Origin of the sequence: Streptomyces sp. CBMA123 (assembly GCF_014596465.1) — a bacterium.
Classification (GTDB): Bacteria; Actinomycetota; Actinomycetes; order Streptomycetales; family Streptomycetaceae; genus Kitasatospora.
On the sequence record NZ_MECK01000121.1, the window covers coordinates 1 to 15425 of the forward strand.

Below are 15425 nucleotides of genomic sequence, written 5' to 3' on the forward strand. Positions count from 1 at the left end.
TGGCCGCCGCCCTGGCCGCCGACGACCGGGCCGCCCAGGCCCGGCTGGCCGGCGAGGTGGTCGAGGCCTTCGGCCGGTACGGCACCGGCAGCGCACCCGGCGCGGACGGCTGGTCCGCCCACCAGGCGCTCGGCCGGCTCGCCCCCGAGACCCTGCTCGCCCAAATCCTCGCCGCCCTGCGCCGGCAGGGCACGGACAACCTCTCCGACCGCGTCCTCGCCGACGAGATCCGCCGCCGCATCCGGGACTTCCGCGCCCAGGTCACCGGCGAGGCCCGCCGCCGGGTCGCCGAACTGCGCGGTGCCGAGCGGATCGCCGAGCGTGCCGTCGCCCCCACCGCCGACCGGGTCGACTTCCTGTCCGCCGGCCGCGATCAGCTCGCCGAACTGCGCCGCACCGTCCACCCGTTGGCCCGCAAACTGGCCACCCGGCTGGCCGCCCGGCGCCGCCGCGCCGCCCGGGGGCGGATCGACCTGCGCCGCACCCTGCGCCGCTCGCTCACCACCGGCGGGGTGCCGCTGCGCCCGGCGTACCGGCTGCGCCGCCCGGCCCGGCCCGAGCTGGTGCTGCTGTGCGACGTCTCCGGCTCGGTGGCGGGCTTCGCCGACTTCACCATGCTGCTGGTCCAGGCGATGGGCGAACAGTTCAGCAAGGTCCGGGTGTTCGCCTTCGTCAACCGCACCGCCGAGGTCACCGACCTGCTGCGGCGCGGCCAGGACGACCCGGCCCGCCTCGCCGCCCGCATCCTCGCCGAGGCCAAGGTGATGGGCTACCACGGCAACAGCGACTACGGCTCCGCCCTCGGCGAGTTCGCCGACCACCACCTGGACGCCGTCGGCCCCCGCACCTGCGTGCTCGTCCTCGGCGACGCCCGCAACAACCACCGCGACCCCCACACCGACGCCCTGCGCCGGATCGCCGCCCGGGCCCGCCGGGTCTTCTGGCTCAACCCCGAACACCCCGACCTCTGGACCACCGGCGACTCCGCCGCCCCGGCCTACGCCGACGTCGTCGAGATGCACTCCTGCCGCAACGCCCGCCGCCTCGCCGACCTGATCACCCGCCTGCTGCCGGTCTAGGGCGTGCCTGACGGTCCCCGCCGGGCCGCGCGGATCGCCGGACACGCGCCGAGGCCGACGACCCGGGGCCGCCCGCCCGCGCGCTGGGAGCAGCGGCGGACCGGCGGCCCCGGGTCGTCCAGGCGGTACCAGCCGTCAGCGGCCGGTGGGGAGGCAGGTGACCGCGGGCCTCGGTCCGGGCCCGGTTCCCCCGCGCGGCGAGGGCTCAGCCCACCCCGACCACATTGGTCTGGGAGAGCGGGAAGCAGCTGGGCGTCTCCTTGGTCAGCGAGATGTCCAGGCTCCCGACGGTGGCCGGTCGGGCCGCGCCCTGGGGTGCGGTGTCGAGCAGCAGCAGGCTCTCACCGGGCGGGACGGCGGCGGGGTGCAGGATCGCGATGCGGCCGTTGTGCGGGTCCAGCGACATCACCGCGTCCAGCCGGCTGCTGTCGGTGGCTACCGGTGTGTGGCAGGAGGCCGAGGGCCTCATGACCAGCGCGGGCACGCCCACCGAGCGCAGGGCGCCCTGGAGCCCGGACCATTCGGCGCCCATCAGCTGGACGGAGACGGTGCCGTCCTGGTGGGGGGTCACCGTGTAGGAGGCGGTGCTGAGCTGCACCGACGTCGGGTCACCGGCGGCCGGGCGGGAGGCGGCGGGGCCGGAGGCGACGGGGCCGGCCTGCGGTGCCGGGGCCGTGGGGCTGCCGTCGGTGTGCGGTGCCAGGACGACCGCGGTGACGGCGGCGGCCAGCCCGAGGCCGGTCACCACCAGCCTGCGGGTGTGGCGCGGCCGGACCGGCACCGGGGTGGCCGTGGCGGGCAGGTCCGTGGCACGGGCGGCGAGTTCGGCACCGAGCTGCTGCCGGAAGTGCAGGGGCGTGGTCACGGGGCGACCTCCAGGAGGGTGTTCACGGACGGGTGGGCGGTGCTGCTCTGCGGGGCGACCTTCTGCAGCGCCTTGCGGGCCCGGTGCAGCCGCACCCGGGCGGTGGCGGCGCTGATGCCCAGCGCCTTGGCGGCGTCGCGGACGGCCAGCCCGTCGACGGCCACCAGGTCGAGCACCGCGCGCAGCGGCTCGGACAGCGCGGCGTGCCACCCGGCCAGGGCGCGGGCGCCGCGGGTCGCGTCGATGCGCTCCTCGATCGCGGACACGTCCTGGTCGTCCAGCATCCGCTGCCCGGCGATCCTGGCCACCGCGTTGCGCTCGCGGGCACTGCCGCGGAAGTGCCCGGCCACAACGTTGCGGGATATCCCGTACAGCCACGCGACGGGCGTGCCGCGGCGGGCGTCGTAGCCGTCGGCCTGCTCCAGCGCCGTCAGGAAGATGTCGGCCGTCAGGTCGGCCGCCAGGTGGGCGCTGTCGGTGCGCCGGGTGACGAAGCCGAGCACGGTGTCGAACTGCTGCTGGTAGAACACGGCGAACGCCGCCGGGTCGCGCGAGGGTGGTGCCATCTGCTGCTCCGCTGACACGGATTGACTCCTTGGAACGTCGAGCACTGCCTGACACCTCTACTTGGCTCGGGCCGTCCGGGACGTTACACACGCATCCCGCACCCACGGCCGGCGGCGACCGTGGGTGCGGGATGCGGGGGTGGTCAGGCGCGGTCAGCGGGCGCCGAGGTGGTCCGGGGCCGGGCGCGGCGCCGCGACGAACGGGTGGGCCTCGGTGCCGGGCGTCGCGGGCGGGGTGGGCGGGGTGGGCGAGGTGGGCCGCAGGGGCCACCAGAGGGCGCGGCCCAGGAGGGCGGCCAGGGCCGGGACGGTGATCAGGGAGAGGACCAGGGCGGAGAGCAGGATGCCGAGGGTCAGCGAGAAGGCGACCTGTTCGCTGCCCGGGGTGGTGGCCAGGGTCGCGAAGGAGCCGGCCAGGACCAGGCCCGCGGTGGCGACGGCCGGGGCGGTGTGCCGGACGGCGCGGGCCACGGCGGTACGGGCCGGGCCGGGGCGGTGCATCTCCTCGCGGATCCGGTCGGTGATCAGGATGTTGTAGTCGGTGCCGATGGCGACCACGAACAGGAACAGCACCAGCGGGAGGGTGAAGGAGACACCGGGCCGGTCCAGGCCGTGCTGGAACAGCAGGGTCGCGGCGCCGAGGGTGGCGGCGAACCCGAGGCCGACGGAGAGCAGCAGGGCGACCGGGGCGAGCAGGCTGCGCAGGAGCAGCAGCAGGATCAGCGCGATCAGGCCGGCCGCGACCGGGAAGACCACGCGCAGGTCGCGGTCGACGGCGGTGGAGATGTCGACCACGATCGCCGCGTTGCCGCCGACGTGGGCCTCGGTTCCGGCCGGGGTGTGCGCGGCGACCGCGGCGCGCACCGGGCCGGAGACCAGGTCGCGGGCCCGCTGGCTCTGCGTGTCGGCGTTGAGGAAGAGGTCGATCCGGGCGGCGCGGTGGTTGTCGGCGAGGACGGGCCGGCCGACCTGGCCGACGCCCTCCGTGTTCTTGAGCTCGCCGGCGAGGCCGTCGAACCGCTTGGCGTCCAGCGTGCCGCCGTCCTTGGCGACCATGTACACGGTGGTCGGGTCGGAGACGCCGGCCGGCAGGGCGCGGGAGATCTCCGCCGCGGTGGCGGCTGCCGCGGTGGTGGTGTCGTCGGGCTGGCTGTAGTCCATCTTGAGCCCCACCGTGCCGGCGGCCAGCGTGCCCAGCAGGACGACCGAGCCGAGCAGCAGCGCCAGCGGGCGGCGGGCGACGAGGTCACCGAAGCGGGCCGCCACGCCGGGCCGCGGCACCCGCCGCAGGCTCCGGGAGGGCCAGAACATCGCGCGGCCGCAGGCGGCGAGCAGGGCGGGCATCAGGGTCAGGCTGCCCAGCAGCATCACCAGCACGGAGACGGCGACGGCCGGGCCGAGCGAACGGAACTGGCCGAAGCTCGCCACGCCCAGCGTCGCGAAGGCGGCGACGATGGTCAGCGCGGCGCAGGTGATCGCGGTGCCGACCTTGGCGGACACCTCGGCGGCGGCCTGCCGGGCGTTCTGCTCGGGCCGGGCACGCAGCTGCTCGCGGAACCGGAAGAGCAGGAACAGCAGGTAGTCGACGCCGATGCCGAGCAGCACGACGTTGATCAGGCCGGGGGTGGAGGCGTCCAGCTTGAGCCCGGTGAGGCTCGCCGCGCCGGCCACGGCGCCGCCGGCCGCGCCGCCGACCATGGCGACCGCGAGCAGCGGCAGCAGAGCGGCCAGCGCGCTGCGGAACACCAGCACGTTGAGCAGCACGATCAGGCCGGTGAGCAGGGCGTGGCCGAGCAGCGCGGTGCTGCGGTTGGCGTCGGTGGTGTCGGAGGCCTCGGCGAGGTTGCCGGTGAAGCCGGTGCGCATGCCGATTCCGTCGAACTGGGCGCGGGCCTGGTCCCGGAAGACCCGGAAGACGCTCTGGACGCCCTCGTCGGAGGAGTTGCCGGTCATCTCGACGGTGAGCAGTTCGAAGGTCCGGTCGGGCGCCATCGTGGCGGGGGCGACCCGGGGCGTCTGGGAGTGGTCGGGCACCAGGGCGGCCGGCTCGTCGGGCTTGCGGGGCATGACGACCCGGCGTTCGGCGAGCTTGCCGGCCCCGGCCTCGATCTGCTGCTGGTCGCCGGCGGTGAGCGGCTTGCCGTCGGTCCGGGCGACCAGCACGGTGACGGTGGTGGCGTCGGGCTTGACCCCGAAGTCCTGCTCGGCGATCCGCAGCGCTGCGGCCGAGTCGTAGCTGCGCGGCAGGAACTCTCCGGTCTGGGACTGGGTCACCCGGCTCATCAGCATCGGGCTCAGGACGGCCAGCCCGATGCCCACCACCGCCCACAGGGCGATGACCTTCCAGGCGTGTCGGGTGGAGAATCCGGTCAGTGCGCGGATCACTGTTCCTCCGGTCGGTGGACGCGAACGTCGGCCTCGGCGCCGGGGGTTCCCGGCCTGTTCCAAGACCATCAGCCGCAGGGGTGCCGGGGCGTCGTGGCAGCGGAGGATCCGCCCGGGGGCCCGCGCTCCCCCCGCCCGGCCCCGGACCGGGACCGTGGTCCTGGTCCGGGACCCTGCTCCTCCGCCCGGGGGACCACGCCCGGACCGGCCGGCCGATGTCAGAATGGGGGCGTCAGCGCTGGTCAGCCGGGAGGAACACAGATGGACGGGCGTCAGCGCCCCTTGGCGGACGCGGGTACGGACGGGCCGCCGGAGGAGTGGACGGGCCGCCTTCCGTGGACCCAGACGGACGCCCTGGTGGTCATCGGGGCCGGCACCCTGGACGTGCTCGGCTACCTGCTGCTCGGCCCGTTGACCGGCACCCGCAGCATGTCCGTGCCGGGCTTCGCCGTGATCGTCCTCTCCGGCCTGCCGCTGCTGGCCCGGCGCAGCCGCCCGGTGGCGGCCCTGGCCGTCGTCCTGGTGTTCCAGGCGGCGGCCGACCTGCTCTCCCCGATGGGCCCGCACTACGGAGCGGTGCTGGCCGTCGCGCTGTACTCGGTCGCGGTGAGCCGGAGCGTCCCGGTGACCGCGGCCGCCACGGTAGTGACGGCGGTGAGCACCACGCTGACCCAGCTGCGCTACGACGCCCCGATCTGGCCGCAGCTCATCTCCGACCCGGCGGCCGCCACCATGGTGGCCGGGGCCGGTCTGGCGGTGGCCCGCTGGCAGCGCGAGGTCGCCGACAACCGCCGGCTGCTGGCGGACCGGGCGGTCGCCGACGAACGCCGCCGGATCGCCCGGGAGCTGCACGACATCGTGGCCCACCACATCACCACCATGCAGCTGATGGCCGGCGGCGCCCGGGCCAACCTCGGGGACCAGGAGCTGGTCCGGGACGCCCTGGTCGTCCTGGAGTCCTCGGGCCGGCTGGCGCTGCGCGAGATGCGCCAGCTGCTGAACGTGCTGCGGACCGGGGACGAACCGGACGCCGCGCCACCGCTGCCCCAGCCCGGGGAGGCGGACCTGGAACGGCTCGTGGACGAGTCCCGGGTGGCCGGGCTGCCGACCGAGTTCACCGTCGAGGGCTCCCCGCGCCCGCTGCCGCCCACCCTCGGCCTGACCGTCTTCCGGATCGTCCAGGAGGGCCTCACCAACGCCCGCAAGTACGCCGGGCCCGCCCGGGCCACCGTCCGGTTCGCCTACCACCCGGACCGGGTGACCGTCGAGGTGCGGGACGACGGCGGCGGCGCGCCCCCGCCGGAGCCCACCGGCCGGCCCGGCTACGGCCTGCTCGGCATGCGCGAGCGCGTCTCCCTGCACGGCGGCACCCTGGCGACCGGCCCGCAGCCGGGCGGCGGCTTCGCCGTGACGGCCGAACTGCCGCTGACCAGCGCCGAATCGGCCGAGGCGGCCGTCCAGCACGGGCAGGCGGTCCGATGACCGCGCCGACCACCCCGTCCGACGCCCCCGCGATCAGGGTGCTGATCGTGGACGACCAGCCGCTGGTCCGCCGCGGCCTGGCGCTGATCCTCTCCCCCGACCCGTCCCTCGCGGTGGTCGGCGAGGCCGAGGACGGCGAGCAGGCCGTCGCCGCCGCCCTGCGGCTGCGCCCCGACGTCGTGGTGATGGACATCCGGATGCCCGTCCTGGACGGCGTCGGCGCGACGGCGGAGCTGGCCCGCGCCCTGCCCGAATGCCGGGTCCTGGCACTCAGCACCTTCGACATGGACGAGTACGTGGTGGCCGCGCTGCGCGCCGGTGCCCACGGGTTCCTGCCCAAGGACGTCTCCCCGGAGGAGCTGGGCTCGGCGATCCGCACGGTGCACGCCGGGGAGGCGGTGGTCGCCCCGCGGCTGCTGACCCGGCTGATCTCGGCCTACGTCCGGGCGCCCGGCGCCGCCGTCCCGCCGCCGCCCGCCGCCGGAAGCGGCGAACTCACGCCCCGGGAGGTCGAGGTGTGGCGGCTGATCGCCGGCGGCCTCGACAACGCCGCGATCGCGCTGGCCCTGGAGATCAGCCAGTCCACCGTGAAGAACCACATCACCAGCCTCTTCGGCAAGCTCGACGTCCGGGACCGCGCCCAGGCGGTGATCGCCGCCTACGAGTCCGGCCTGGTCACCGCCCGTGCGGGCCAGGGTGACCAGGCCGGCTCGTGACGTGGCTCAGCCCTCCAGGCTCTTCAGGAAGTCCAGCAGCGCCTCGGTCACCTCGGCCGGGCGTTCCTGCTGGGTCCAGTGCCCGGTCTCCGGCAGCCGCACGTGCCGGTGCAGCCTGGGCAGCCGGTCCAGCAGGTGGGCCAGGGCCTCCGGCGGCACCATCGCGTTGACCAGGTCCTGCTCGCCGGCGACGTACAGCGCGGGCACCTCGACCGTCACCCCGGTGAAGGCGGCCAGCAGTTCGGCGTTGCGGTCCATGTTGCGGTACCAGTTGAGCCCGCCGGTGAAGGCCCGCTCGCCGTGGGTGGCGTAGTCGGCCGCGAAGGCGTCGAGGTCCGCGTCGGTCAGCCAGTCCGGCAGCCGCTCGGGCTCCGGGACGGTGTCCAGCAGGGCCTTGCCCTCGGGGACGATCCACGGCCGCGGCTCGCCGTCGGGCTGGATGCCGCACATGATGCGCCGCAGGCTGGACTTGACGTCGGCGGCCAGTTCGGCGTCGGCCCGGCCGCGCTCCTGGAAGTAGAGCACGTAGAAGCCGTCGCCGAAGTTCTCCCGGAAGCCCCGCAGCGGCGGCGTCCCGCCCACCGGCAGCGGCGGCACGCTCAGTCCGGCCACCCCGCGCACCAGGTCCGGCCGGAGGGCGGCGGTGGCCCAGGCGACCGGCGCGCCCCAGTCGTGGCCGACCACCACGGCCCGCTCCTCGCCCAGCGCGCCGATCAGCGCGGTGACGTCGCCGACCAGGTGCAGCAGGGAGTAGGCGTCCACGTCCTTCGGCTGCGCGCTGCGGGCGTAGCCGCGCTGGTCGGGGGCGACCACCCGGTACCCGGCCTCGGCGAGCGGCCCGAACTGGTGCCGCCAGGAGTACCAGCTCTCCGGGAAGCCGTGCAGCAGCAGGACCAGCGGCCCCTCACCCTGTTCCGCGAGGTGCAGCCGGACCCCGTTCACCTCGACGTGGCTGTGCTTGATCGCGTCGTTCAACTCCCGCTCCAGATCCGGTCGACAGGTCCGTCGCGAGCCTCCTGCCCGGCGGTGCGGGCCCGCAACCCCGGCTGCTTCCGCCCCGGGCGACGACACGGCGGGAGAACGGCGGCGGCCCGGCGCCAGGACGACGGCAAGCAGCCGAGGCCGCCCCGGAACTCCGGGACGGCCTCGGCCTCAGGCGTACGCGCTGAACTGGTTGAGCGTCAGTTCACCGTGTAGCTGTAGGGAATCGCCGCGAGCACCGCACCGGTGGTGCCGAGGCTGTTGTTGGCGGTGGCCACGAAGGTCGGGCCGGACACCAGGTAGAGCACACCCTTGACCGTGCTGCCCTTCGGGCCGGTCGGGGTGACGGTCACCTGCAGCGAGCCGGTGGCGCCGGGGGCGACGGTCACCGGGGCGGCGGCAGCGGCCTTGGCGTCCACCGCGGAGGCGTACGGGTCACCGGTGCTGGAGGTCAGCGCCGGGTCGAACGCCAGGGTGTGCGCGGTGGCGGTGATGGTGGAGGTGCCCTTCGGCGCGCCGGCGGGGCCGAACGGGCCGATCTGCTGGACGAAGGTGCTCCAGCCACCGGGGACGACCGGCTGCTCGGCGGTGCCCTTGGAAGTGGCGACCGAGATGGCGGAGCCGTCCTGGGCCTTCTTCAGGTCACCGAAGAGGTCCGGCGAGGCGGTGGTGGCGCTCAGCTCGATCTGCGCCGGCGTCGAGGACGCCGCCACGGCCTTGAGCTGGTCGGTGCCCGGGGGCACCAGGAAGCTCGGCACCGAGGAGGTCAGGCTCAGCGGCAGGTTGACGCTGGCCGAGGCACCCTGCGGCACCAGCGGCAGGTCGACGCGCTTGTCGAGGCGGCCGTCGGCCGCGATCGACTGGGTGGCGACCGTGTTGTTGGTGTAGTTCACGTTGACGGTGACCGGCTTGCCGGCCGCCAGCTTGGTCTTCGCGTCGTTCGGGAGACCGGCCGCGGTGGCCTGGTTCTGGTTGAACGCGATGGTGCCGGCGAAGTCCTGCGAGAGCTCCTGGCCGCTGACCGGGCCGAGCACGTTCAGGACGAAGCGCCAGTGGCCCTCGGCCGGGTTGACCGTGGTGGCCGAGACGCCGTTGGTGGAGGCCGTCACGTTGCCCTGGGCGTCGAACAGGGCGTTGCCCTCGATGTCGACCGGGGTGCCGTTCGGGCTGATCAGGGCGCCCTGCATGAACAGGTTCGCGTCCTTGGCGACGGTGACGCCGACCCGCAGGTCCTTCTGGCCCTTCGGGACGTCGAAGCCGTAGGCGAACATCTGGGTCGGCGAGGAGCCGCGGCCGTTGCCACCCGTGATGGTGCCGGTGAAGGCGCCCTTGCCGTCCTTGACCGGGACGAGGCTGCGCAGCACGACCGGAACGCTGGTGCTGTTGCCGTTCGAGCTGGAGACGACGACCGCCTCGCTGCTGTCGCCGCTGGTCGCGGGGACGGTGAGCTGGGCCTTGAGGGTCTTGGTCTCACCCGGCTGCAGGTCGGTGGTGTTCGGGCTCACCGCGCCGGCCGGAACCGCGCGCTGGGTGGAGGTGCCGAGCTGGACGTCGCCGGTGTAACCGGCCTTGCCCGCCGGGGTGTAGAGGACCGCGGTCCACTCGCCGGCCACCGGGTGCGCGACGTCGACCAGGCCGTAGTTGGCCGGGGTGGCGCCGCCCTGCGGACGGGTGTTGGTCTCGAAGCGGCCCGACGGGTCGAGCAGCGTCATGCGGACCACGGGACCGTTGGTGACCGGGTTCGGGCCGCCGTGCCAGGCGATCGACGCCGCGAGGCGGTCGGCACCGGCCGGAACGGTGAACTTGACCTGCTTCTGCACCCAGTCGGCACCGTTGGTGGCGTACTTGAAGGTGTCGGTCGAGGCCGAGTCCAGCTTGACGGTCTGCTGGTTGTTCGCCTGCGGCGCGAAGCTGCGGGTGGTGGCGCTCACCGACTGCGGCTCGTCACTGGTGTTGGTGACGGAGACGTCGGTGGTGTGGGTCGAACCGGGGGCACCGGAGATGCTCACCTGGCCGGTGTTCACCACGACGGTGCGGGCACCGTCGGTGCCGTCGCCGTCGTCGTAGCCGCGGGCGGCCTCGACGGCGGCCCGGACGTTCAGCAGACCGGCGCCCTGCTCCTCGGCGGGGACGCCGAGGTCGGTGGCGGTGCCGGTGATGAACTTCTTCACCAGCGCCGGGGACGGCGAGTCGCCGCCGTGGGTGTCGCGGTAGGCCTGGATGACCAGGGCCGCGGCGCCGGTGACGAACGGCGCGGCCTGGCTGGTGCCGCCGAAGGGCTGGATGTTCGAGCCCTTGCCGTTGAAGTTGGTGCAGTCCGCGTACTTGGAGGTGTCGGCGGTGCACAGCGCCCAGTCCGACTCACCCGGCGCGACCAGGTCCAGCGTCCGGCCGGCCATGGTGAAGCCACCCGAGGACAGCGCGGAGATCCGGCTGTTGTTCCAGGTCCCGTTGGAGAACTTGGAAGCCGCGTAACCGGTCTGCTGGTAGTTCTGGTTGTCCGTCGACGCGCCGACCGAGATCACGTACGGGTCGGTGGCCGGGGTGCCGATGGTGCCGCTGAGGCCCGCGTCACCGGTGGAGACGGCGACGGTGACACCGGCCTTGACGGCCTGCTCGTTGAAGAGCGCGATGGTGTCGTGGGCGCCGCTGTCCGGGGTGACGTTGCCGCCGAAGGACTCGTTCAGCACGTCCACGTGGGCGACCCGCACCGCGTAGTCGATGGACTGCAGGATCGACGAGTTGGACATCATCTCGCCGCCGGCCTTCAGCGCGACCAGGTCGGCGTCCGGGGCGAGGCCGCGGATGTTGATGTTGCAGCCGGCCGGCAGCGGGTGCGAGGCGTTGACGAACTGCGAGACGTCGTAGGTCTGACGGCCCTGGGCGATGACCGCCGAGGCGTCGCCGAAGGCCTCGGCGCCACCGCTCGGCGCGTCCCAGCCCTCACCGGAGAAGTCCTGGTGGTCGACCACGGCGTGCGAACCGTCGGCCCGGATGAAGTCCGGGTTGTTCGGGTCGAGCGCGTCGGCGATGTAGGCGACCTTGACACCCTTGCCGGTGGCGAGCTTCTCCGCACCGGGGTTGCCGTTGCCGCTGTAGGCGTGGACCGAGTAGAGGCCCTCGGGCTCCAGCAGCGGCTTGGACGGGTCGGAGGGGCAGACCGTGTTGGTCGCGTTCTCCTGGGAGGCCTGGCCGTTGCTGCCCGTAACGGCCTTCGAGGCGTCGGCGGACTTGCCGGACGTCGCAGCCGCGGCGTCGGCCTTCTTCGCGGTGGTCCCGGCGACCGGGGCCACCTGCACCTGGGTGTCCGCAACCACGGCGGCGACCGCCGGGTCGGCCTGCAGCGACGCGCGCTCCGCCGGGCTGACCGTGGCGGAGAAGGCGTTGCCGACCACGAAGCTCTTGACGTTGGTACCGCCGCTGGCCTTGACCTTGTCCAGCAGCGGCGCCTGCGAGCTGGCGGTCTTCTGCTGACGTGCGCCGAGGTGACCGTGGTCGGCCGGGGCGTCCGCTATCTGGTCCTTCAGGATCACGATCACCGGCGCCGGCGACCCGTCCGAGGACGCCGCCTGGGCGTTCTGCGGATCCTGGGTCGGGGCTGCGCTCGCGATGGTCCCGAGGCTCAGGACCATGGACGCGGCGGTAACGGTGACGGCGGCTGCTAGCTGGGTCTTGCGCCAGCCGATCAATGGACATCCTTTCGTCTGATGAGACGTCAGGTTGCACGGCTGAGCGTAACCGGATCCAGGTCGGACGCATGGTTGCTCCGGACCGCGCGTCCCGACAGCGGACGCATTCCAGCGCATCCGCCACGACCACGACAAGGGGTCAAAAACCCATCAGAAAGTAAAAATAACCATCGGAAAGTAAAATACACAGTATAAATCCGGCCGAGTCCGCCCCTTTTTCACCGATCAGAGCCGGTCGGAGAACGGTGAGAACTGACCGATCCACCTGCAAAAACTTCCCGTGGCGAACACTGGCCACAGGCGGAACATCGCCACCTACAGCCCACTTGTCGACAACGTGACCCTTCCTTCCCCGTCGATCGCGATCGAAACAGCGGCCGGCCCGATACACGGACCGGGCGGCCGGGGAGTTCAATCGACTCCCCGGCCGCCCGGGTGTTTCGTCATCGGATGCGAGGCGACTCAGGTGTGCGGTTCAGGAGTACGGCTCAGGTCTGCGGTTCAGGACCGCGATTCAGCAGCGCGGGTCAGGAAGTGGCCGCCAGCCGCTCCTGAGCGTCCGCCAGGTCCTCGGCCGTCGGGGCGTCGTCCTGGGTCAGCCGGTGGCGCCAGTACCCGGTGAAGTCGATGGACTCCTTCGGCACCCCCCGCTCCTCCACCAGCCACCGGCGCACCGCCCGTACCGCCCCCGCCTCCCCGGCCAGCCAGACGAAGGGCCGGCCGCCCGGCAGCACGCCACCTCGGAACGCCCCGGTCAGCAGGGTGCCCGGGGCCGCGCCGTCGCGGTACAGCCACTCCACCTCCAGGCCGGCGCGGGTCGGCAGCTCCTGACGCTCCGCCCGGTCCGCCACCTCGATCCAGGCGTACGCCCGCACCCCGGCGGGCAGCGCCTCCAGCAGCGTCGCCATGGCCGGCAGCGCGGTCTCGTCGCCGGCCAGCAGCACCCAGTCGGCCGCCGCCGCGGCCTCGGTGAGCGGCACCGGCGGGGCGTACAGCGCGGAGGGGCCGACCAGGCCGAGCCGGTCCCCCGGCACCGCCCGCAGCGCCCAGGAGGCAGCCGGGCCGGTGTCGCCGTGCAGCACGAAGTCGACCACGATCCGCCGGGTGCCGGGCTGCCGGCGACGCAGGGTGAAGCTGCGCAGCACCGGGCGCTCGGCCTCGGGGATCGCCAAGTAGGCCTGGTACCAGCCCATCGGGTCGTCCTGCTGGGCGGGCAGCACCGGCTCGCGCTGCCCGGGGCGCGGGAAGCAGAGCTTGAGCTGCTGGTCGGGCGCGGTGCCCACGGTGTCGGCCAGGGCCTCGGCCTCGAAGACGATCCGGGCGGTGCGCGGCGTGATCCTCTCCACCGCTACGACCTCGACGAAGCTGACGGGCAGTGTCATCGCGAAACCCCTTCGATGCGCGATCCTGATAACTTACGGCATAAAGAGTTGCTGCCGCGCGGATACTTTACGCTATAAGGAGACTTGGGATGACCGTCTACGCCGGGCAGGGCGACGCCCACCGCTCGCTCGCCCTGCTCTGGGGCCGGCCCGACGAACCGCGCACCGGGCGCAGCGGCCCGAAACCCGGCCTGAGTGTGGACGCGATCGTGTCCGCCGGAATCGCGGTGGCCGACGCCGAGGGAATGGCCGCGCTCTCCATGCGCGCCGTGGGCGAACGACTCGGCCGCACCGCGATGGCGCTCTACACCTACGTTCCCGGCAAGGCCGAACTGCTCGACCTGATGCACGACCGGGCGCTCGCCGAACTCCCCACCGGACCACCCCCGACGGACAGTTGGCGGACCGCCGTCACCGTCTGGGCCGAGCAGCTCTACGCCTGCTACCTGCGCCACCCCTGGGTGCTCCAGGTGTCCCAGGCCCGCCCCGTCCTCGGCCCGGCCGAACTCGCCGCCATGGAGCACCTGTTGACCGCCCTGCAACCGGCCGCACTCGCCCCGGACCGGCTGCGCGGCGCGGTCGCCGCGCTCTGGCAGTTCGTCCGCGGCACCGCCGCCACCACCGCCGACGCCCGCGGCGCGGCCGCCGCCACCGGCGTCGCGGACGAGGAGTGGTGGACCACCCGCTCCGCCCGACTCGCGGAACTGGCACCGGACTTCCCCCAGCGCTACCCGCTGCTCACCGCCCTCCAGAGCACCGCCGGCGGCCCGCCCGAGGAGAGCGGGCGGGAGGCCTTCCGCACCGGGCTGGCGGTGCTCCTCGACGGGGTGGCGGCAGGAGCCGGAAGCTGATCCGGAAGCTGGGCTAACCCCGGCGGGCCGCCGGGATCGCCAGCAGGACGCCGAGCACCAGCAGGACGGCGTACCCGGCGGTCTCATGGCCGTCCGGCACCAGGAAGCGGACGAAGCCGAACAGCCGGAAACCCCCGAGCCGGTCGGCCAGCAGGCCGGAGCCGCCGCCCAGGATCAGCACGAAACCGAGGTAGCCGAGCATGGTCTTCATAGCCCCCGAGCCTAGGAACCCGCGACCGCCCGACCAACCGACTTTCGGTGCGACCCGGGCCCACCAAAGTCGCGCCCCGGGCCCCGGCCGCCCCGCCACCCGGTGGATCCGGACGGAGCAGCAGGCACGGCGGCGACGCGGCACCGCCGGTACGTTCGCCCTGTGCAGCCAAAGCGTGTGCAGCAGAAACCACCGTCCGTCGCCAGGGTCGCGGCCGCCTCCGCCGCCTCCGCCCTGGTGCTCGCCGCCGGAGCCCCGGCGGCCCTCGCCCAGGACACCGCCGTCGGCGGGGAGCGGCTGGGCCGCCCGGCCGTCCAGGTCGCGCCGCTGGCCGGGGCGCCCGCCCTGCCCGCCGAACTGACCGGCCGCTCCTGGCTGGTCGCCGACGCCGACACCGGCGAGGTGCTCGCCGCCCGCGACGCCCACCGGCCGCTGCCGCCGGCCAGCACCCTCAAGATGCTGTTCGCGGACACCGTGCTGCCCAAGTTCGACCGCAGCGCGGAACACCAGGTCACCCCCGCCGAACTCGCCAACCTCGGCGTCGGCAGCAGCCTGGTCGGCGTCAAGGAGAACCTCCCCTACCGGGTCGAGGACCTCTGGCGGGGCGTCTTCCTCAGCTCCGGCAACGACGCCGTGCACGTCCTGGCGCACATGAACGGCGGCGTCCAGCAGACCGTCGGCGAGATGCAGGCCCGCGCCCAGTCGCTCCAGGCCAAGGACACCAGGGTGATCTCCCCCGACGGCTACGACATGGACGGCCAGGTCTCCTCCGCCTACGACCTCACCCTGTTCGCCCGCGCCGGGCTGCGCAACGCCGACTTCCGCTCCTACTGCGCCACCCGCACCGCACGCTTCCCCGGCGGCCTGGACAAGACCACCGGGCAGCGCACCACCTTCGACATCGCCAACACCGACCGGCTGCTCGGCAAGTACCCGGGCCTGATCGGCGTCAAGAACGGCTACACCACCAACGCGGGCGCCACCTTCACCGGCGCCGCCGAACGCGGCGGCCGCACCCTGCTGGTGACGGTGATGCACCCCGAAGCCCAGGGCAAGGTCTACGACGAGGCCGCCAGCCTGCTCGACTGGGGCTTCGCGGCCGTCGGCAAGGTCCAACCGGTCGGGCAGCTGGTCGACGACCTCGCCGCCCCGAAGGGCGGCGCCGGCGCCGCGGCGGGCTCGGCCGGCTCCCCGAGCGGCGGGGCCCCGCAGGCCGAC

Annotated in this window: 12 protein-coding genes; 5 read left to right on the top strand and 7 right to left on the bottom strand. The window is 73.8% G+C overall.

Features of this window, described 5'->3' with window-relative positions:
• Positions 1–1079: VWA domain-containing protein (locus tag BG452_RS15985; protein ID WP_188304960.1), on the top strand; the 1079-nt coding region annotated here is incomplete at its 5' end.
• Between the two features lie 205 nt (positions 1080–1284).
• On the opposite strand, the gene BG452_RS15990 is transcribed toward BG452_RS15985, so the two are convergent.
• From BG452_RS15990 to BG452_RS16000, 3 genes are all read right to left on the bottom strand, one after another.
• Positions 1285–1944: a hypothetical protein gene (locus BG452_RS15990; protein ID WP_188304961.1), complete on the bottom strand. Its 660-nt coding sequence runs from the start codon at positions 1942–1944 to the stop codon at positions 1285–1287.
• Complete coding sequence (locus tag BG452_RS15995) at positions 1941–2528, bottom strand: RNA polymerase sigma factor (RefSeq protein WP_317621070.1); 588 nt, start codon at positions 2526–2528, stop codon at positions 1941–1943. Before BG452_RS15995 ends, BG452_RS15990 begins: the two co-directional genes overlap by 4 nt.
• Before the next feature lie 135 nt (positions 2529–2663).
• Positions 2664–4895 (bottom strand): MMPL family transporter, encoded by a 2232-nt coding sequence (locus BG452_RS16000; RefSeq protein ID WP_188304962.1) that lies wholly within the window; start codon positions 4893–4895, stop codon positions 2664–2666.
• A 261-nt stretch (positions 4896–5156) separates the two neighbouring features.
• Here BG452_RS16000 and BG452_RS16005 point away from each other — a divergent pair, with 261 nt between their 5' ends.
• Positions 5157–6377, top strand: a complete 1221-nt coding sequence (locus BG452_RS16005; protein WP_188304963.1) for a sensor histidine kinase — start codon at positions 5157–5159, stop codon at positions 6375–6377.
• On the top strand, positions 6374–7093 hold the full coding sequence (locus BG452_RS16010; RefSeq protein WP_188304964.1) for a response regulator: 720 nt from the start codon (positions 6374–6376) through the stop codon (positions 7091–7093). Before BG452_RS16005 ends, BG452_RS16010 begins: the two co-directional genes overlap by 4 nt.
• Before the next feature lie 6 nt (positions 7094–7099).
• On the opposite strand, the gene BG452_RS16015 is transcribed toward BG452_RS16010, so the two are convergent.
• The 3 genes from BG452_RS16015 to BG452_RS16025 all read right to left on the bottom strand — a co-directional run bounded on the left by BG452_RS16015 (position 7100) and on the right by BG452_RS16025 (position 13145).
• Positions 7100–8068 carry an alpha/beta fold hydrolase gene (locus BG452_RS16015; RefSeq protein WP_188304965.1) on the bottom strand — a complete coding sequence of 323 codons (969 nt, stop codon included), beginning with the start codon at positions 8066–8068 and terminating at the stop codon, positions 7100–7102.
• Between the two features lie 206 nt (positions 8069–8274).
• Positions 8275–11706 (bottom strand): S8 family serine peptidase, encoded by a 3432-nt coding sequence (locus tag BG452_RS16020; protein ID WP_223242287.1) that lies wholly within the window; start codon positions 11704–11706, stop codon positions 8275–8277.
• A 584-nt stretch (positions 11707–12290) separates the two neighbouring features.
• On the bottom strand, positions 12291–13145 hold the full coding sequence (locus BG452_RS16025; protein ID WP_188304967.1) for a siderophore-interacting protein: 855 nt from the start codon (positions 13143–13145) through the stop codon (positions 12291–12293).
• An 89-nt stretch (positions 13146–13234) separates the two neighbouring features.
• On the opposite strand from BG452_RS16025, the gene BG452_RS16030 reads away from it, so the two are divergent.
• Positions 13235–13996: a TetR/AcrR family transcriptional regulator gene (locus BG452_RS16030; protein WP_188304968.1), complete on the top strand. Its 762-nt coding sequence runs from the start codon at positions 13235–13237 to the stop codon at positions 13994–13996.
• Positions 13997–14009: 13 nt separating this feature from the next.
• On the opposite strand, the gene BG452_RS16035 is transcribed toward BG452_RS16030, so the two are convergent.
• A complete protein-coding gene (locus BG452_RS16035) occupies positions 14010–14207 on the bottom strand; it encodes a hypothetical protein (RefSeq protein WP_188304969.1) in 198 nt (65 codons plus the stop codon).
• A gap of 177 nt (positions 14208–14384) precedes the next feature.
• On the opposite strand from BG452_RS16035, the gene BG452_RS16040 reads away from it, so the two are divergent.
• Positions 14385–15425: D-alanyl-D-alanine carboxypeptidase family protein (locus BG452_RS16040; RefSeq protein WP_411292959.1), on the top strand; the 1041-nt coding region annotated here is incomplete at its 3' end.